Here is a 17560-nt window from a genome sequence, read left to right as displayed (position 1 = left end):
ACGAATCAATCCTTACGGAAACACATGCTCGATTTGGATGCGTTGACTCAAGAAAAGAAGCTGAAAGGCATAGATCAAGAAGAAGTGTGCATCAAGGTACAAAATCTGAATCTATACTACGGCGATCAACAAGCTTTATATGGCATCGATATGCATATTCCGCGGCAAAAGGTGACTGCCTATATCGGTCCGAGCGGTTGCGGCAAATCGACATTGCTGCGCTGTATTAACCGCATGAACGACCTGGTCGATAATGTCAGAATCGAGGGCAAGATCTTGCTCGATGATGAAGATATTTATGCGAGATCGGTAAATGTCGCGGCTTTGCGCAGACGGGTCGGAATGGTCTTTCAAAAGCCCAATCCGTTTCCGAAGTCGATCTTTGAAAACGTCGCTTACGGCTTGCGGATACAAGGTATCAATGATCGCAGAACACTCGAAGAGACCGTCGAAGAGGCTTTGCGCGGCGCTGCGCTTTGGGATGAGGTCAAAGATAGACTGCATGATAATGCTTTAGGTATGTCGGGCGGTCAGCAGCAAAGGCTCGTGATTGCTCGAGCGATTGCGATCGAGCCCGAGGTCTTGTTGCTGGACGAACCGGCATCGGCTCTGGATCCTATTTCAACTCTGAAAATCGAAGAGCTGATCAACGAATTGAAAGAGAAATACACGATTGTGATTGTCACGCACAACATGCAACAAGCGGCTCGCGTATCCGATTACACTGCGTTCTTGTACATGGGAAAATTGATCGAATTCGACAATACCAGCCATTTGTTCACGAATCCGTCGAAAAAACAAACCGAAGATTACATCACCGGGCGTTACGGCTAACGGAATGTTATACCCATCGTAGATCAAACTTCGGCACCGGGGTGTCCGCCAAAGTACGCCGTGAATACGTCCATGTAGGCTCTATGCCAGCTCCATGCTGGCAAATCCTTTGTCGGATACCCCAGCACCACCTCGGGCACTGCCGAAATTTGAAGTGCGAAAGGTATACTTCGCTTTCCCCTGTCTCTGTGGGAGAACTGCCGTTCTCAGTGGGAACCCATACCTTGACTGCCGAGAGGCAACGTCGGAATCGCTATTTTAGGCTTACTTATTAACTGCGCTTGCATGCGAGGATAAACCATGGATATCAATAAAATCGGACATCATATTTCGAGTCATTACAATGTGGAGCTCGAGGATATCCGTAACAGCGTTTTGAAGATGGGCGGTATTGTCGAAAGGCAAATCGAATTGGCGGCATTGTCGTTTACCAGCAACGACATGGAAATGGCCGAGCAAGTGATTCAGCAAGACGACTACGTTAATCGGCTCGAAAAGCAAATCGATCAGGCCTGTACCGAAATTTTAGCAAAGCGCCAGCCTGCCGCGTTCGATCTTCGTTTGTTATTGTCGGTGATTCGAACGATTAACGATTTGGAACGGATCGGCGATGAGGCGACTAAAATCGCGGAAATGGCGATTCATTTAAGCGATACCGAAGGTAAAACACGAAGCGAGGAATATTACGAGATTCAGCATTTGGCCGAGTTGGTTATGAAAATGCTGCGCGGCGCTTTGGATGCATTTGCGCGCTTAAATGTCGAAAGCGCCGTGTCGATTACCGCCCAGGATGCCATGGTTGATCGCGAATACGGAAGCATCATACGTCAAATGGTGGCGAGGATGATGGAAGACCCACGCAATGTCAGACGAACGCTTGATGTGTTGTGGACGGCGCGAGCATTAGAAAGGATCGGCGATCATGCCTGCAACATCTGCGAACATGTAATATACATGGTTAAAGGCGAGGATGTCAGGCACATGAGCCGCGAAGAACTGGAAAGAAAAATTCAGGGTTGATAGCTAGGTATAGGGTCTGGGCAATTAAGGAATATGCACAAAATAACTTCCTGAAACGTTATGCTTTGTGGCGGTTCGGTGACTCGCTTGACAGGACGCCGTAAATACATCCGTGTAGACTTGACGGCGGCTTTCCCTGCCACCGACACCTGTTAATCGAGCCGCCGAACCCCCTTCCGACCTTTGAAGAAGTTTTTTTACGCTCGTTCCGAATATACTTCGCGCGGTCATGTTTGCTACTTTTATGGGTCTTTTACGGAACGTCTGGAGACTTTTTGTCGATATCGACTCTTCTCAATCCCAAGCCGATTCATAAATCCGCTCGATGGCAATCTCCTGCTCCACCGAATGCAAGGGGATCGTCGCACCGTCTGTGTAAATTGACATTTCCCACACACTGGCGGCACGCCGGAACACGCGCACGTCCATAAAGCTTTGCGCAACCAGCACGTATTCCTGCAGGCTTTCGATTGACTGGTACATCAGGCGTTTATCCTCTCTATCGTATTTGGCGGTAGAATCGGACAAAACCTCGATCACCAGCTTCGGTTTTTCCCGGAAATGACTGTCCGGGGCGGTTTCGCAGGTGACCATCAGATCAGGATAAAAAAAGGCGTCAGATGTATCGACTTTTAATTTCAGGTCGGACATGAACACTCGGCAGGGTGTGCCACGTAAGTGCTCGCGCAATATAAAAGCAAGGTTCAGGGAAATAATGTTATGGCTATCGCTGGTGCCGGTCATCGCGAAAATTTCACCTGCCACGAATTCATGTTTAATTGGACTGGTTAGCTCCATCTCCAGGTAATCCTCGACACTGAGGCGGGTTAATTTGGAAAGTGGTAAAGACATACAGTCTCCTGAAAATAGCGGGCAACTTAACTATCCCCTTTGCTGGTCAAATTTCGGCGCCTGGGTGTCCGGTCGATTTTCGCTCCTGCAAAATCGACATTCACGCCATCCATGGCGCTCATAAAGGCTTTGCCAGCATGGAGCTGGCATAGAGCCTACATGGACGTATTCACGGCGTCCTTTAGCGGACACCCAGGCGCCGAATTTTGATCTACGACGGGTATATGTTTAACGAATGGCCTTAAAGCCGATATCGGTTCGATAATATATGCCATCCCATTTTATCTCGGCGGTTAATGCATAGGCATTGTCTTGAGCATCCTTAATCGTTTCACCCAAAGCGCAAGCGCATAATACACGGCCTCCCGATGTGACGATGTCATTGCCTTGTAACTGAGTTCCGGCATGAAAGACTTTTCGGTCGGTTTGTTCCGATTTAGGTAAGCCCGTGATAACGTCGCCTTTTCGGTAGTCGGCCGGATAACCGCCTGCGGCCAAAACAACGCCAAGTGCGGCGCGTTCGTCCCAATCGGTTTCGACTGTATTCAGGGTCCCATCTAGGGCAGCTTCGCAAAGTTCAATCAAATCGCTTTTTAGGCGCATCATGATCGGTTGGGTCTCGGGGTCGCCGAATCGGCAATTGTATTCGAGTACTTTGAGGGAACCGTTTGGAGCAATCATCAATCCCGCGTATAAAAATCCTGTGTAAGGATTACCGTCTTCAATCATACCTTGCAGCGTCGGTTCGATGACTTCGCGCATGACTCGATCATGGATTTCCGATGTCACGACAGGGGCAGGGGAGTAGGCGCCCATGCCGCCGGTGTTCGGTCCTTTATCGCCGTTGTCGCGTGCTTTGTGGTCTTGCGAGGTAGCCATGGGCAAGGCATGTTTGCCGTCGGCAATGACGATGAAGCTGGCTTCCTCTCCGGCCAAAAATTCTTCGATCACTACGCGGTTGCCGGCCGCTCCGAAGGCATTACCGGATAGCATGTCTTCGACTGCGCTAGTCGCTTCGGCTACGGTTTGCGCGACAATTACCCCTTTACCTGCCGCGAGTCCGTCGGCTTTGACGACGATCGGCGCCCCTTTGGCTTCGATATAGGCTATCGCTTCGGCGGTATCGGTGAAGGTTTGGTATTCGGCAGTCGGTATGTTGTGGCGTGCCATGAAGTCTTTGCAAAAGGCTTTCGATCCTTCCAATTGCGCGGCTTTAGCGGTGGGGCCGAAGCATTTTAAGCCGGCTTCTTGAAAACTGTCGACGATGCCTTTGACCAACGGCGCTTCGGGGCCGATGATGGTTAGGTCGATTTGTTGTTGTTTGGCAAAGGCTAGTAATGCGCTAACGTCGTCAGCCGCAATATCGACATTTTCGAGATTGGATTCTAATGCGGTTCCGGCATTGCCTGGCGCAACGAAGACTTTTTCGGCTCTAGGGGATTGCGCGGCTTTCCAGGCCAGGGCATGTTCGCGGCCGCCGCCGCCGACAATAAGAATTTTCATTCGGTTTCTCAAGGTTGGGTTTTTAATTAATACCTACTCCCTTTATACTCAAAAAATGGCTAACTTTATGAAGGTATGGGGTGTGGCTAGCGAGGATGTCGGCATCAGGGCAGATTTTTGCTTCTGCTAAATCTGCATTTACGCCATCCTTGGCGTTCGATTGCTGCCGTCAAGCCCCCATGGATGGGTTTACGGCGGTCCTCGATAGACATATCTCATACCTTTTTTCTTAGACGGTTTTTCAATCAAAAGGGAGTAGAAAAGCATTGCACCATGAAGATCATGAAAAATAAGAAGTTAATTCAAATACTTAATCTGCCTTGGTCAATCATTTTTGTTTTCCTAAAAAGTTAGTCACTATTTTAGGACAAGTGGTTGAAAGACTTCATGTGCTTCATGGCGAATAAATTTTTGTATGATGTATTCGCCGATCCTTTCACGCTCTCTTTAGTGCCGGAAATGGCGCATGCCGGTAAATACCATTGCGATATCGTGCTCGTCGGCCGCCGCAATGACTTCGTTGTCGCGCATCGAACCTCCGGGTTGAATCACTGCCGTGATTCCGCATTCTGCGGCTGAATCGATGCCGTCGCGAAACGGAAAGAAAGCGTCCGATGCCATCACCGAACCCGGCACGGACAAGCCTTCGTCGGCGGCTTTGATACCAGCGATTTTGGCAGAATAAACGCGGCTCATTTGTCCGGCGCCCACGCCGATTGTTTGGCCGTTTTTGCAATAGACGATCGCATTGGATTTGACGAACTTGGCTACCTTCCAAGCAAACATTAAGTCAGCGAGTTCTTGGGTGGTCGGAGCGCGGCGGCTGACAACTTTTAGTTCGGCTTGCGCCACGGTGCCATGATCGCGGTCTTGTACCAATAATCCTCCGGTGACTTTTTTGTAATCGAAGCCGGGCTCGTTACCGCTGGTCCAGATACCCGTTTCGAGAACCCTGACATTTTGTTTCTGCGATAGAATTTCGCGGGCGGCAGCGCTAACCGTTGGGGCGATAATGACTTCGACGAATTGGCGTTCGATGATGGCTGAGGCGGTTGCTTCATCGAGTTCTCGGTTGAAAGCGATGATGCCGCCGAATGCCGAGGTCGGATCGGTCGTATGGGCTCTTTCGTAAGCCTCTAGGATAGTGTCCGCGATTGCGACGCCGCAAGGATTGGCATGTTTGACGATGACGCAGGCGGCTTGCTCTTCGAAGGACTTGACACATTCAAGCGCGGCGTCGGAGTCGGCGATATTGTTATAGGAAAGTTCTTTACCTTGTACTTGGTTCGCGGCGGCGATGGTTCCTGCGGCCGGGTTACGCTCCCGGTAAAAGGCGGCCGATTGGTGAGGGTTTTCGCCATAACGCATGGTTTGTTTGAGTTTGAACTGCAAATTTAGGACTTCGGGAAACGTTTGTCCATTGACTTGGCCCAGGTAGGCTGAAATCGCGGTATCGTAATTTGCAGTATGCTGAAAACATTTCAAGGCTAGGCTGAAACGTGTTTCTTGGGATAAGCCCATGTTGTTTTCTCTCAATTCCGACAAGATGGCTTCGTAATCCCTTGGGTCCACGACGACAGCGACGTCGTTATGGTTTTTGGCTGCCGCCCGAATCATTGTCGGTCCGCCGATGTCGATATTTTCGATTGCGGTTTCCAGGTCGCAATCCGGTCTGGCGATGGTTTGTTCGAACGGATAAAGATTGACCACGACCATGTCGATTGCGGCGATCCCGTTGGCGGCCATCACTTCATCGTCTATTCCTCGCCGTGCCAATATGCCGCCGTGTATCTTCGGATGAAGGGTTTTGACCCGTCCGTCCATCATTTCCGGAAAACCGGTATAGTCGGAGACTTCAATAACAGGAATGTCTTGTTCAGCCAGGGCTTTTGCCGTACCGCCGGTAGATAAAACTTCAATGCCTAATTCGTTTAGTGCTCGGCAGAATTCAACGATGCCGTATTTGTCGGAAACGCTGACTAGTGCGCGAGTAACTTTTTTATACATGAGTGGAGCCTCGGGTAATAGGTGTTGATCGATATCGAAAAGGGTTTCGGGTATCACTGGGCAGTCAAGCCACAACAAAAAGAAAGTTTATGAAGACCTTAGGGGGTATAGAAAAATTATTCATCGATTTTCGATCAATGTCTTTTTCTTCTTCGTGATTAAATTATTTTAGGTAGCCCGGAAAGATAATATTCTTGAACGAGAGCGGTATTAGTAAAATTAAGAAATACCGTATTGGTCCAGTTTTTTACGTAAGGTGCTACGACTTAGACCGAGTACTTTAGCAGCTTTGGTTTGGTTGTAACCGGCATGCTGTAGCGTGACTTCCAGCAGCGGTTTTTCGACTTCGCCGATGACCATTGCGTGGAGTCCTGCCGCATCATGACCGTTTAGTTGCGAAAAATAGAGCTCAATGGCTTGTTTGACCTGTGCGGACAACGGTATTGCGGTCGGTATTTTACTGTCAATGTTAATCACCTTAGCGGATTGTTGAGTTGCTTCCATATTATGTAGCACGATGGTATGAAAAATGCCGGAATGCCGAGTCGATACGCTGAATTTGTTCGGTCGGCTGTTGAGCTCGGTTGATAGCATTGCGAATTTCAACAGGTAAGATGCCGAGCCTGTCAAGATACCAACCGATATGTTTGCGCGCTATTTTAACACCGCTTAGGTTGCCGTAGAAACTATATAATTGTTGTACATGGTTCAATAAAGTTTCGCGGGTCGAGTCGATAGTTCGCGGTTCTAAGGGCTCCCCGCTACTTAAAGAACTGATTATGTCGCTAAAAATCCAAGGGTTGCCTTGAGCGCCGCGGCCGATCATCAGCGCATCGGCCCCCGTTTTTTTCAAGACATAACGAGCCTTGTCGGCCGAGTCGATGTCTCCGTTCGCGATGACCGGGATAGCGATGTTTTTTTTGATTTGCTTGATGGTTTCGTATTCGGCGTTGCCATTGAATTTGCAGGCGCGCGTTCGGCCATGTATGGTCAGTGCGGCAATGCCGGCGTCTTCGGCTATTTTAGCGATAGTCGGTGCATTACGATTTTGTGGATCCCAGCCAGTGCGGATTTTTAATGTGACCGGAATGGAAACTGCCTCGACGACGGCTTCGAGAATGCGTTTGACTAGATCCTCATCTCTCATTAGGGCGGAACCGGCGGCAATTGCACAGACTTTTTTGGCCGGACATCCCATGTTGATATCGATAATGTCGGCGCCTCGGTCAGCGTTAAGTTTTGCTGCGTCGGCCATTTGCCGAGGATTTGTTCCGACGATCTGCACCGAACGTAGCCCCGTTTCGCCGCTGTGGTCGGCTTTTAATAGAGTACGTTTATTGGTTTGCAATGATGGCAGGGAGCTGACCATTTCAGATACGGTAAGTCCGGCACCGAACTGCTTGCAGAGCGTTCGGAACGGGCGGTCGGTAATTCCGGCCATGGGGGCAAGAATTAGATTGTTTTCGAGAGTATGCGGTCCTATTTGCATGGTTTTAGTTAACAGTGAATAGTGAAAGCTGGCTTGGGACGCTGGGGCGTCACTACCATTAACTTAGAAAAAGCATTTTGTCCATGAAATACACGAAAATATTCAATTAGTTATGCTATCCAAGTTGCTCACCCAATAGGTGGGTCAAGGGATTTCTGTAACCGTATGATTAAGTTCGTATATTTCTTGATTTTCGTGGGCTATACCAGGGTAAACGCATTAAAACTACATATAAAATCAAATGGTTATAATACGTAGTATTTTCAGTAATTTCATAGCGGCAGCCTTTATTGCCACAAAATAAAAAACTAACAAATAAAATATTCTGCAAGCTTAGGTTGAATAGTCATAACATATTGATATGGCATTTATTTTAATGCGTTTGCCCTGTGGGCTATACCTTTCGCACTTCAAAATTCGGCACCGGGGTGTCCGTCAAAGGACGCCGTGAATACATCCCTGTAGGCTCTATGCCAGCTCCATGCTGGCAAAGCCTTTGCCGCACACCCCGGTGCCTCCTCAGGCACTGCCGAAATTTGAAGTACGAAAGGTATAAGTTAAACCGTCACAGAATAATAATTCTGGCATTCAGGTTTGAATGTGCTTCAAAAGCCTGTCATCCATGGCGGAATGACGTGTTTCCCTTCACTTAATGACAGTGACGTTGGGGCGTCCCATGGTACGAGGGTATGACTTTTAATATCTTGCTAAATCACCTGCAAAACGTTTAGCTGCGAATCCATAATCCATTTACTACTCACTTTTCTCTTTTTCAACTTCGTCATTCCAGATGGGGTTAACGCGGTCTTCCGGATTAAGCTTATCTTCATCACTTTGATAAATATGCCAGAACGATTTATCGATGGCGCCGTCTTTGTAGTTTTCTTTTTTCTCGTGACCGAATGGGCACCACCAATTTTCAACGATTTTTACCATGTAAGTATGCCACTCGAACAGGCCGACGCTGAGCGGACAATACCAAGTACAGTTGAATATCCAATAAAGTTTCGATTGTGAAGGACTCAGCTTGAATGTCGGGTCCATCGTAACTTGGTTTTTTAGGTTATAGCGGTGGGTCGAGCGGGCCGGCAAGAAATCGGATAAGGTTTTGAGGTCTTTGGCCCCGATCAAGCGTAAATGTAGATAGGTTAAATAAGCGCTAGCAAATACGAATGGTAACGTCAGTATCGGTAAATAAATCAACGGTACCCCGATCGCTCTTTTCCAAACAGGAACGTTTCGGTAATTGCGTCCGATGGCAACGCGGTGAGCGCAGGAATTGCAGGCTTTCATGGTTAATAGACCTCTTTATTAGGTGGTGTGATTGGGTCGTCGGGTTGATTGGCGTCGGCGCTTTGATTTTCGTTGAGCAGTTGATAAATACTCAAACAACCGGCACAGCAGAAGAGTAACTGTTTTGTGGGTGTGTCGAGTGTAAATCCTTTTATTTCAACCGATTGGCCGCATAATGCGCATGGCGGCTTTTTTGCTTCAGTAGACATGTAACGAAACGATCATAAGCTTGGAGAAACGGCGCAAAAAAACGTCTTTAGATAATCCGTTTCGGGTATTGCCGGGTGTATCGGGTGATCGGGACCCTGTCCTCCAGCGGCAAAAAAAATTAAATGTCGATCTATATGGCGCGCGGAAGATCTTAGGATCTCGTGGAGCGCATCGCGTCCTAGATGGTGTGAACAGGATGCTGAAACCAGTATGCCGTTCGGAGATAATATTTGCAAGGCTAAATGATTGAGTCGCCGGTAGGCTTCGTAGCCCTGCTTAAAATCTTTTTTGCGTTTAATCAATGCGGGCGGGTCAAGGACGATAATATCGTAATGTCGGTTTTCTTGACGGGCTGTCTTCAGAAAATCGAAAACATCGCTATGCACGAACTTCATCTTAGTTTCCACGCCGTTTAATTGCGCATTGTTCGATGCGAGTTTCAGTGCATTTTCGGAGGCATCGACGCAAGTGACTTCGGAGGCTCCGGATACGGCGGCAGGAATACTCCAGGCCCCGGTATAGCAGAACAGATCCAATACGCTTCGTTCTTTACATAGTTGCATAAGACGATTGCGGCTGTCGCGATGGTCGTAAAACCAGCCGGTTTTTTGGCCTTCTTGAATATCGACTCTAAATAAGCAGCCGTTTTCCTCAATGACCATTGTTTCCGGCAAACTGCCGTAGATGATTTCGTTGTCTAAAGGCAAGCCTTCCAAAGCTCGTTGACCATTGTCGTTTTTCAATACGATGGCTTGCGGGGCAAGCAGGTCGATCAGAGCGGTCAGTAAGTCGTCTTTGTGGCGTTCAATGCCGGCGGTCGTGATTTGCACCGATAAGACATCGCCGAAACGATCCACAACCAAGCCGGGTAGGCCGTCGCTTTCTCCGAACACAAGACGATAATAAGGTTTGCCGAAGAGTTGTTCGCGCAGTTGCAATGCGGTATTGAGTCGTTTTTTAAAAAATTTGACGCTACAGCTCAGATCGGGTTTTCTGGAGAGTAAACGCGCGCAAATCAGGGTGTGTGGATTGATATAGGCGCTTCCCAATGCTTTGTCGTCAGCCGCAAGTATATTAACCAGTTGCCCTGGTTCAAAATCGTTGAGCACGCTTCGTTTGGTGTCGATTTCATTACTGAAAATCCATAAATGGCCTTGGCGCAAGCGTCGGTCTTCGTTTTTCTTTAAATAAATTTCAGGATGCGGCATGAATTAAATGAGTTCGAAAGTATAGCCGCCGACCGAAGTGCCGGGTGCGGCGATGGCGAGACCAATTTCGATGGTTTCGTGAGGTGCGATTTTGTCGGTGCGAAAAGTTAAGTTTTTCCGTGAAAACGCGCGTTGCGCGAACGGTTCTCCGGAAAGCTTCAATAAAGTCAGTTTAATGCCCGGATACGGCTGGGCGAATTCGGCCTGATTGTTGATGATGGCCTTAAAATAGTAATTTTGATCTGCGGTCAAGATCAGCGAGCTCGCTAAGACCGAAAAGTCGGCCAGGTTTCTGTAATCGGGTAATGAACAGCCTAAATAAGAACACGCTTCAATGAGCCAGGGTCTGAGTTTTTCGTGTTGTAATGCTGAAGGTCCCAGGAAATAGATGATTTGTACGCATAGCAGTATGATGCCGGCGGCTACGGATAAATTCCATAAAAGCGGATTCGTCGGCTTGCGGTCTTGTACCCAAGGCAGCTGCTCTTCAGGTGGGGCTATTGCAACATTCGCCGGTGTGTCGCTAAGTCGCTGCAGTGCATCGAATTGCGTCGAGCAGTGGGGGCAGCGGATTATGCCCCGAGTTTCGCGTAATTGATCTATTGTCAACGTTTGCGGGTGGTGGCATTCGGGGCATTGTGTGAACATCGCTTATGTATCCTTTCGGCCGTCAAGGCGGCACCAGTCTTCTTGGATTGTCGGCGGATTGATTGAAATAAACGGCCGGTACGCTGCGCTAACGGCTTCGGCTTGTTCTTTCAAAATGCCGGATAAAACCAAGGAGCCGGCAGGAGCGAGTAATGAGGCAATTTTACCGGATAATTCAATTAGCGGTTGAGCCAATATATTTGCTATGACGACGTCGGCTGTGCAGCTGCAAGCCGCGAATTGTTCCGGTAAATAGCATCGAATTTTATCGGCAATGCCGTTTTTCATCGCATTGTCGTGTGTCGCTGTTAGTGCCTGCGGATCGATATCGATAGCATGAGCTTCACGAGCGCCGAGCAACACAGCGGCAACCGCCAGGATTCCCGATCCGCAGCCGTAGTCTATGACGGTTTTGTCGCTCAGGTCATGTTCGGCAAGCCATTCCAGGCACAATGCGGTAGTCGGATGCGTGCCGGTACCGAAGGCAAGCCCCGGATCGAGAGTCAGGCAAACCGTGCCGGGCTCTTGTTGTTCTTGTCCGGTCGGACAAACCCAAAGACGATCGGCAAACTTCATCGGGTGATAATGTTCCATCCAGGCGCGTTCCCAGGCTTGGTCTTCCAGAACCTCTGCCGACCACTCCTTGAGCGGATGCCGATTAAAAACGTCGAAGACTCGTGCTTTAATGTCTTCCGGCTGCGCATCGAGTTCGAACAACGCGATGACTTTTGTATTTGGCCAGATCTTGGTTTCGCCGGGCAGCGGTTCGTAAACCGGTTGGTCCTCTGCATCCATATACGTGACCGAAACCGCGCCCAGATCGCTGAAATAATCCGAAAGTTCGGGCGCCGAGACTTCGTCGGTAATTACGCTTAATTGATGCCAAGACATAAAGCCATTGTTGTTGAGTAAAGGAGGGTATTTATTGGAAGTGCTAACGCGGATAGGATTTTGCGGTCGGGTCAACGATGGCGTAACCCGACCCGACCATGCGCGCTAGGTTAAGCCCAGTAGCTTTTCAAGATAATGAATATTGCGTTGTCCGGCGATGAATCCGGAGTCGGTCATAATGTCTTTTTGGAGCGGTATATTAGTTTTTATACCATCGATTACCATTTCGTTCAATGCGGTCGTCATTCTTGCAATCGCACTATTGCGGTTTTCGCCGTGCGCGATTAGCTTGCCGATCATCGAGTCGTAATAGGGCGGTACTTTGTAACCGTTATAGATGTGCGTTTCGCATCGTATGCCGGGGCCTCCCGGCATATGGAATTGATGGATTGTGCCGGGGCAGGGCATGAAGGTTTTAGGGTCCTCGGCATTGAGTCGGCACTCGATCGCATGACCCTGAATTTTGACTTGCTCTTGAGTAATCGATAAGGGTAAGCCGTAGGCGATACGTAATTGTTCCTTAACGATATCGAAGCCGGTGACCATTTCGGTAACCGGATGCTCGACTTGAACCCGCGTATTCATTTCTATGAAGAAAAACTCGCCTTTTTCATACAAGAATTCGAAGGTCCCGGCGCCCAGGTAGCCGATGTCGCGGCAGGCTTTCGCGCACAATTCGCCCATGCGATTACGTTCTTCGTCGGTAATGCCGGGAGCGGGCGCTTCCTCGACGACTTTTTGGTGCCTGCGCTGCATCGAGCAATCACGCTCGCCCAGATGTATTGCATTGCCGTGCGAGTCGGCCATCACCTGGAATTCGATATGGCGGGGATCTTCCAGGAATTTTTCCATGTACACAGTATCGTTGCCGAATGCGGCAGCCGCTTCCGCTTTCGTCATGGTAATGGCATTGATCAATGCGGCTTCGGTATGTACGGTACGCATACCGCGTCCGCCACCGCCGCCGGCGGCTTTAATGATAACCGGGTAGCCGATTTCCTGAGCCATTTGCAGGTTCTGTTTGTTATTGTCGGTTAACGGATTGCCGTTGCCCGGCACACATGGAATGCCGGCTGCTATCATTGCCTTTTTTGCGGCGATTTTGTCGCCCATTATGCGGATCGTATCTGCATTCGGACCGATAAAAACAAAGCCGCTTTGCTTCACTTTTTCCGAAAAATCGGCATTTTCGGACAGAAATCCGTATCCCGGATGAATGGCTTCGGCGTCGGTGACTTCGGCAGCGCTGATGATGGCCGGAATATTCAGATAGCTTTCGGAGGACGGTGCGGGACCAATGCAAACCGATTCGTCGGCCAGCCTGACATGCTTTAGATCCCGGTCGGCCACGGAATGGACCGCAACGACCTTGATTCCTAATTCACGGCAAGCGCGTAGAATGCGCAACGCTATTTCGCCTCGATTGGCGATAACTATTTTATCGAACATAATTAATTACCTTTGGTCTGTTATTCAATGACGAACAAAGGTTGGTCATATTCGACGGGTTGGCTGTTTTCAACCAATATTTGCGTCACCGTACCGGTTTTATCCGCTTCGATTTGATTGAGGATTTTCATCGCTTCAATGATACAGAGCGTGTCGCCCGCTTGTACTGCTTGTCCGATATCGACAAATGGTTTTGCGCCGGGAGTAGCGGACCGGTAAAAAGTACCGACCATCGGCGACTTGACGATGTGACCGGATATTTTTTTCTCGGCTGGTTCTGCCGGGCTTGGTGCCGGCATCGAAGGCGAGGCGGTCGGGGCAAGCGCAAGTTGGCTCGGTGCATAGCTAACCGGCGCATTATTCGAATATCGGCTGATGCGGACGGATTCTTCCCCTTCACTGATTTCTAATTCGGCAATGTCCGATTCTTCGATGAGTTCGATCAGTTTTTTTATTTTTCTAATATCCATTGTGTTATGTTCTCTTGGCTAATATCTCGTGAGCGGCCGTCAAGGCCAATTCGTAACCGATGGCACCCAGTCCGCAAACAACTCCCACGGCAATATCCGAAAAATAGGAATGTTTTCTAAAAGCTTCCCGGGCGTGTACGTTCGATAGGTGTACTTCAATAAAGGGAATCTTGGTCGCCAGCAATGCGTCGCGTATCGCTACGCTGGTATGAGTAAAAGCCGCTGGATTGATAATGATAAAATCGACATCGTCGGAAAATGATCGATGAATCAGTTCAACGATTTGGTGTTCGGCGTTATATTGGTGAAAACGAAGCGCGTGGCCAAGAGCCGAGGCGGATTTTTCCATTGCCGTCTGTATATCGGCTAGGGTTTTGCTACCGTAATGGGTAGGTTCTCTAAGGCCCAGCAGATTCAAGTTCGGACCATTGATAACGCAAAGATTCGCCATGCAATTGAAGTGCTAATTTAGGTTCGGAGGCGATAATTCTCCCTAATTTAAGCGCATTTGTCCATATTTATGTCATTTAACACAAATAGGGCGTAATCACTGGATCTTTTAAGATATTTGCCCGGTTTATCGAATGATTTAATGTTTTTTCAGTCGATCAAAGGCTCGATGATTTCGACAATTTTGGCGCGGGATAATTGCCCGGCTTGTTTATGAATCATCCGGCCTTGTTGATTGAAGATAAGACTGAAAGGAAGAATTCCGGCAGAATTGCCCCATTGTTGAGTCAGGATGATGCCTTGGTCGCCGGCGATCAGCATCGGATAATTGATGTCGACAAAGTCGAGATATTTTTCGACCGATTCTTTAGTTTCGATAGCGATGCCGACAAATTGCAAGCCGCGGCCCTGGTATTCTTGCTGCAAGGCAATAAATTCGGGGATTTCTTCGCGGCAGGGCGGACACCAAGTTGCCCAAAAGTTGACGATGACGATTTTACCGCGCCATTCGGATGAGCTGCGTTCGTTGCCGGTCAAATCGGGTAGTCGGTAATCCGGCAGTTCCATGGCCTCGGTTTGCGTTTCCGGTTGATTTTTGCTTTGCAGCCAAATGCCGCTGGCTAAAGCGACTGCAGCAGCGATGATAAGTACCGTGGTTTGTTTCATAAGTCGTCAACTTGCCGCAGTATGTTTAAAAAAGTGTTGGCATCCTGATAGCCTATCACGCGTAAGTGTTGTTTTTCGGCTAGATCGACTCCGAAAAATAAAGTGGCCGGGGGGCCGACTAAGTTAAATTTTCTCAGCAAGGCTTGATGCTCGGGATTGTTAGCTGTGACGTCCGCCTTCAATAAAACGAAGCGATTCAGTTCTTGTTTGACTTCTGGATGAGCGAAAGTATACGCATCCATTTCCTTGCACGAGACGCACCAGTCGGCATAAAAGTCGAGCATGACCGGTTGATTGTTGCGCGCTGCCGTTTCTATCCGATTTTCGAGCTCCTGTAGCGAGGCGACTTTGACAAAGGGTAGAGGGCTGTCGGCCTCGGCTGTACTTGCTAAGCTCAGTCCCTGTAAAGGTTTTAGCGGGTTATGGTTGCCCATGCCCAAGCCGATCAATAACAGGACGCCATAAGTCAGCATTACGACTCCCGCGCCTTTCCAAAGCTTTTTCCAGCCGCCGGCATTTTCACTTAACGGGTCGATAGCTTTCAGGTAAATGGCCGGAATGATCAGCAATAAGGCCCATAGAAACATCGTCATATCGGGAGGCAGAATACGGTCGAGCATCCATAACGCGACAGCCAGCATGATTACGCCGAAGACCGCTTTGGTCGTATTCAACCATTGTCCTGCTTTCGGTAATAATTTTCCTGCCGACGCGCCGATTATCAAAAGTGGCACGCCCATGCCGAAGCCCATCGCGAATAATGCGATGCCTCCGAGTATCGCATCGCCTGTTTGGCCGATATAGATCAATGCGCCGGCTAGGGGGGCGGCGACGCACGGTCCTACGATCAGCGACGATAACGAGCCCATGATCGCCGCGCCCCAAAACGAGCCGTCACGATGTTTATCGCTGGATTTATGCAGTCGGGTTTGAATCGATGCAGGCAATTCCAAATTGTAAAAGCCGAACATCGATAGCGACAATAGCACGAAAACCCCGCTGAATAGCGCGATGATCCAAGATTGCTGGAATACTGTTTGCAAGTTGCTGCCGAATAACGCAGCCAGTACTCCGAAGACCGTGTAGGTCAATGCGGAGGCGGTGACGTAACTTAGTGATAAAAGAAAGGCGCGGCCAGTGGTTACCCGGTTGCGTTGGCCGACGATGATGCCGGATAAAATCGGAATCATCGGGAAAATACAGGGCGTGAAAGACAGTAACAATCCAAAGCCGAAAAAGGACAGCAGCGTGAGCCAGAGCGTGCTTTGATGCAGCGATTGTACGATGCGGTCTTGTTCGGATTGTGGTTCATCGACCCGAGTGCTTATCGAAGAAATATTTTGCGTCGATACCGATGCGGTCGTCGGTAGAATCAATGGCGTGCTTTGCGACATCGGGGGATAGCATACGCCCCGATCCGCGCAGCCTTGAAATCGTGCTTGAAGGATAATGTTTTGTTGATCCGCTTGATAGCGGTTAATCGGCAGGTCGAAGCTTAGGTCGTTGCGAAAGATTTCAACGTTGCCGAATTCCTCGTCGTGGTAGGGTGTGCCTTTGGGCAAATTGAGGTTGCCGATTTTTACTTTATCGGAATCTAGGATATCGAATTGAAATTTGTCGCGATACAGATAATAGCCTTCCGCAATTTGCCAATTGACGGTCAACGTATTCGGGTCTTTGACCGAAGCGAAAAAGCGGAAGGCTTGTTCTGCCGGAAGCAATTCATCCTGGAACAGATTTAGCTTTAAGTCGCTCAGGCCCTGAACTAAGCCGAAAATCGAGCCGGTTTTCGCGGAAGGATCTTGATCTGGTAGGTCTACCGTCAGTCCGGTCTTTTGAGGAGGATAACAAATGCCGATATCGGCGCAACCCTGATGTTTAACCGCCAATTGCAAGGTATTAAGCGCATTGTCTAGCTTGATGAACGGTACTTCAACGATGAGTTCGTTTCGATAAATGACCATATCGCCGAAAAACTCGTCATGCTTGGTTTTTCCTGGAGGATAAGTGACATCGTCGAGTGTAATCCGTTCTGACCGGCTTTCAACGCCCAATTTATCGCGGTACAAATAGTAGCCGTCTGCGATCTGCCAGGTTAGAACGATTTTATTCTGTGTATTGGTCTTGGCAGTAAGTTTGAATGCTTGCTCTTGCGGCAGTAATTCGCTTTCGCTGATGGCAAAGGCGGCTTGATGAAAAGATGCAATGAGGCAAAGCAATATTATTTTGATAGGCATGAATCGATCCATTTCAGATACTCAGGCAAAGCGTGTTCGACAGAGACCGCGACGATCTCGGGAAGTTCATAAGGATGAGCCTCTTGTATGCACCGTTCCACTTGCGGGTAAATGTCGCGTCGTGTCTTAACTAGCAGCAGGTATTCCTGCGCCGTTTCGATTCGATCTTGCCAGCGATAAACGGAAGTCAATCCTGGAAGAATATTCACGCAAGCGGCAAAATTCTCTCCGATTAACGTATGTGCGATTGAGCTTGCCGTATTCTGGTCCGGACAGGTGCAAAAGAGGATAATGTGATTCGACATAACGAGAGACTCGGTCAATTTGTACTGG

General features: G+C 48.9%; 18 protein-coding genes. 2 read left to right on the top strand and 16 right to left on the bottom strand.

From position 1 onward, the window contains the following. Positions 1-24 precede the first annotated feature (24 nt). Positions 25-834: a phosphate ABC transporter ATP-binding protein PstB gene (gene pstB, locus EQU24_RS12765; RefSeq protein ID WP_017839140.1), complete on the top strand. Its 810-nt coding sequence runs from the start codon at positions 25-27 to the stop codon at positions 832-834. A gap of 300 nt (positions 835-1134) precedes the next feature. Further along, positions 1135-1854, top strand: a complete 720-nt coding sequence (gene phoU / locus EQU24_RS12760; protein ID WP_017839141.1) for a phosphate signaling complex protein PhoU — start codon at positions 1135-1137, stop codon at positions 1852-1854. A gap of 294 nt (positions 1855-2148) precedes the next feature. On the opposite strand, the gene EQU24_RS12755 is transcribed toward phoU, so the two are convergent. From EQU24_RS12755 to cutA, 16 genes are all read right to left on the bottom strand, one after another. Then, positions 2149-2706 (bottom strand): Uma2 family endonuclease, encoded by a 558-nt coding sequence (locus EQU24_RS12755; protein ID WP_017839142.1) that lies wholly within the window; start codon positions 2704-2706, stop codon positions 2149-2151. Positions 2707-2934: 228 nt separating this feature from the next. Continuing rightward, positions 2935-4209: a phosphoribosylamine--glycine ligase gene (gene purD, locus EQU24_RS12750; protein ID WP_017839143.1), complete on the bottom strand. Its 1275-nt coding sequence runs from the start codon at positions 4207-4209 to the stop codon at positions 2935-2937. 447 nt (positions 4210-4656) lie between these two features. Next, positions 4657-6216 (bottom strand): bifunctional phosphoribosylaminoimidazolecarboxamide formyltransferase/IMP cyclohydrolase, encoded by a 1560-nt coding sequence (purH, locus tag EQU24_RS12740; RefSeq protein WP_017839144.1) that lies wholly within the window; start codon positions 6214-6216, stop codon positions 4657-4659. Between the two features lie 219 nt (positions 6217-6435). Next, a complete protein-coding gene (locus tag EQU24_RS12735; protein ID WP_017839145.1) occupies positions 6436-6720 on the bottom strand; it encodes a helix-turn-helix domain-containing protein in 285 nt (94 codons plus the stop codon). 1 nt (position 6721) lies between these two features. Beyond that, on the bottom strand, positions 6722-7705 hold the full coding sequence (gene dusB, locus EQU24_RS12730) for a tRNA dihydrouridine synthase DusB (protein WP_040575269.1): 984 nt from the start codon (positions 7703-7705) through the stop codon (positions 6722-6724). 753 nt (positions 7706-8458) lie between these two features. Next, on the bottom strand, positions 8459-8998 hold the full coding sequence (locus EQU24_RS12725; protein ID WP_017839147.1) for a hypothetical protein: 540 nt from the start codon (positions 8996-8998) through the stop codon (positions 8459-8461). 2 nt (positions 8999-9000) lie between these two features. Then, complete coding sequence (locus EQU24_RS12720) at positions 9001-9207, bottom strand: hypothetical protein (protein WP_083877600.1); 207 nt, start codon at positions 9205-9207, stop codon at positions 9001-9003. 12 nt (positions 9208-9219) lie between these two features. Further along, complete coding sequence (locus EQU24_RS12715; protein ID WP_017839148.1) at positions 9220-10416, bottom strand: class I SAM-dependent rRNA methyltransferase; 1197 nt, start codon at positions 10414-10416, stop codon at positions 9220-9222. 3 nt (positions 10417-10419) lie between these two features. Then, positions 10420-11064 carry a zinc-ribbon and DUF3426 domain-containing protein gene (locus tag EQU24_RS12710; protein ID WP_017839149.1) on the bottom strand — a complete coding sequence of 215 codons (645 nt, stop codon included), beginning with the start codon at positions 11062-11064 and terminating at the stop codon, positions 10420-10422. 3 nt (positions 11065-11067) lie between these two features. Beyond that, positions 11068-11955, bottom strand: coding sequence for a 50S ribosomal protein L11 methyltransferase (gene prmA, locus EQU24_RS12705; RefSeq protein ID WP_017839150.1), 888 nt, complete (start codon positions 11953-11955; stop codon positions 11068-11070). Positions 11956-12060: 105 nt separating this feature from the next. Continuing rightward, entirely contained in the window at positions 12061-13404 is a 1344-nt protein-coding gene (gene accC, locus EQU24_RS12700) for an acetyl-CoA carboxylase biotin carboxylase subunit (protein WP_017839151.1), read from the bottom strand. A gap of 20 nt (positions 13405-13424) precedes the next feature. Then, positions 13425-13874, bottom strand: coding sequence for an acetyl-CoA carboxylase biotin carboxyl carrier protein (accB, locus tag EQU24_RS12695; RefSeq protein ID WP_017839152.1), 450 nt, complete (start codon positions 13872-13874; stop codon positions 13425-13427). 4 nt (positions 13875-13878) lie between these two features. Further along, on the bottom strand, positions 13879-14325 hold the full coding sequence (aroQ, locus tag EQU24_RS12690; protein WP_017839153.1) for a type II 3-dehydroquinate dehydratase: 447 nt from the start codon (positions 14323-14325) through the stop codon (positions 13879-13881). 149 nt (positions 14326-14474) lie between these two features. Beyond that, positions 14475-14990 carry a TlpA family protein disulfide reductase gene (locus tag EQU24_RS12685; protein ID WP_017839154.1) on the bottom strand — a complete coding sequence of 172 codons (516 nt, stop codon included), beginning with the start codon at positions 14988-14990 and terminating at the stop codon, positions 14475-14477. Next, entirely contained in the window at positions 14987-17227 is a 2241-nt protein-coding gene (gene dsbD, locus EQU24_RS12680) for a protein-disulfide reductase DsbD (RefSeq protein WP_017839155.1), read from the bottom strand. The genes EQU24_RS12685 and dsbD overlap by 4 nt, the downstream gene beginning before the upstream one ends. Beyond that, positions 17212-17532, bottom strand: a complete 321-nt coding sequence (gene cutA, locus EQU24_RS12675) for a divalent-cation tolerance protein CutA (RefSeq protein WP_014148755.1) — start codon at positions 17530-17532, stop codon at positions 17212-17214. The genes dsbD and cutA overlap by 16 nt, the downstream gene beginning before the upstream one ends. Between the last annotated feature and the right edge of the window lie 28 nt (positions 17533-17560).

Origin of the sequence: Methylotuvimicrobium buryatense (assembly GCF_005931095.1) — a bacterium.
GTDB classification, from domain to species: domain Bacteria; phylum Pseudomonadota; class Gammaproteobacteria; order Methylococcales; family Methylomonadaceae; genus Methylotuvimicrobium; species Methylotuvimicrobium buryatense.
Note: the sequence above shows the minus strand (reverse complement) of the source record. Positions and strands in the feature narration are given on the sequence as shown.

Coding starts and splice junctions, on each gene's coding strand:
- accC (WP_017839151.1), bottom strand. CDS start 13,404: ATGTTCGATAAAATAGTTATCGCCAATCGAGGCGAAATAGCGTTGCGC.
- EQU24_RS12710 (WP_017839149.1), bottom strand. CDS start 11,064: ATGTTCACACAATGCCCCGAATGCCACCACCCGCAAACGTTGACAATA.
- accB (WP_017839152.1), bottom strand. CDS start 13,874: ATGGATATTAGAAAAATAAAAAAACTGATCGAACTCATCGAAGAATCG.
- aroQ (WP_017839153.1), bottom strand. CDS start 14,325: ATGGCGAATCTTTGCGTTATCAATGGTCCGAACTTGAATCTGCTGGGC.
- prmA (WP_017839150.1), bottom strand. CDS start 11,955: ATGTCTTGGCATCAATTAAGCGTAATTACCGACGAAGTCTCGGCGCCC.
- dusB (WP_040575269.1), bottom strand. CDS start 7,705: ATGCAAATAGGACCGCATACTCTCGAAAACAATCTAATTCTTGCCCCC.
- EQU24_RS12755 (WP_017839142.1), bottom strand. CDS start 2,706: ATGTCTTTACCACTTTCCAAATTAACCCGCCTCAGTGTCGAGGATTAC.
- purD (WP_017839143.1), bottom strand. CDS start 4,209: ATGAAAATTCTTATTGTCGGCGGCGGCGGCCGCGAACATGCCCTGGCC.
- EQU24_RS12725 (WP_017839147.1), bottom strand. CDS start 8,998: ATGAAAGCCTGCAATTCCTGCGCTCACCGCGTTGCCATCGGACGCAAT.
- phoU (WP_017839141.1), top strand. CDS start 1,135: ATGGATATCAATAAAATCGGACATCATATTTCGAGTCATTACAATGTG.
- EQU24_RS12685 (WP_017839154.1), bottom strand. CDS start 14,990: ATGAAACAAACCACGGTACTTATCATCGCTGCTGCAGTCGCTTTAGCC.
- purH (WP_017839144.1), bottom strand. CDS start 6,216: ATGTATAAAAAAGTTACTCGCGCACTAGTCAGCGTTTCCGACAAATAC.
- dsbD (WP_017839155.1), bottom strand. CDS start 17,227: ATGCCTATCAAAATAATATTGCTTTGCCTCATTGCATCTTTTCATCAA.
- EQU24_RS12720 (WP_083877600.1), bottom strand. CDS start 9,207: ATGTCTACTGAAGCAAAAAAGCCGCCATGCGCATTATGCGGCCAATCG.
- EQU24_RS12715 (WP_017839148.1), bottom strand. CDS start 10,416: ATGCCGCATCCTGAAATTTATTTAAAGAAAAACGAAGACCGACGCTTG.
- EQU24_RS12735 (WP_017839145.1), bottom strand. CDS start 6,720: ATGGAAGCAACTCAACAATCCGCTAAGGTGATTAACATTGACAGTAAA.
- cutA (WP_014148755.1), bottom strand. CDS start 17,532: ATGTCGAATCACATTATCCTCTTTTGCACCTGTCCGGACCAGAATACG.
- pstB (WP_017839140.1), top strand. CDS start 25: ATGCTCGATTTGGATGCGTTGACTCAAGAAAAGAAGCTGAAAGGCATA.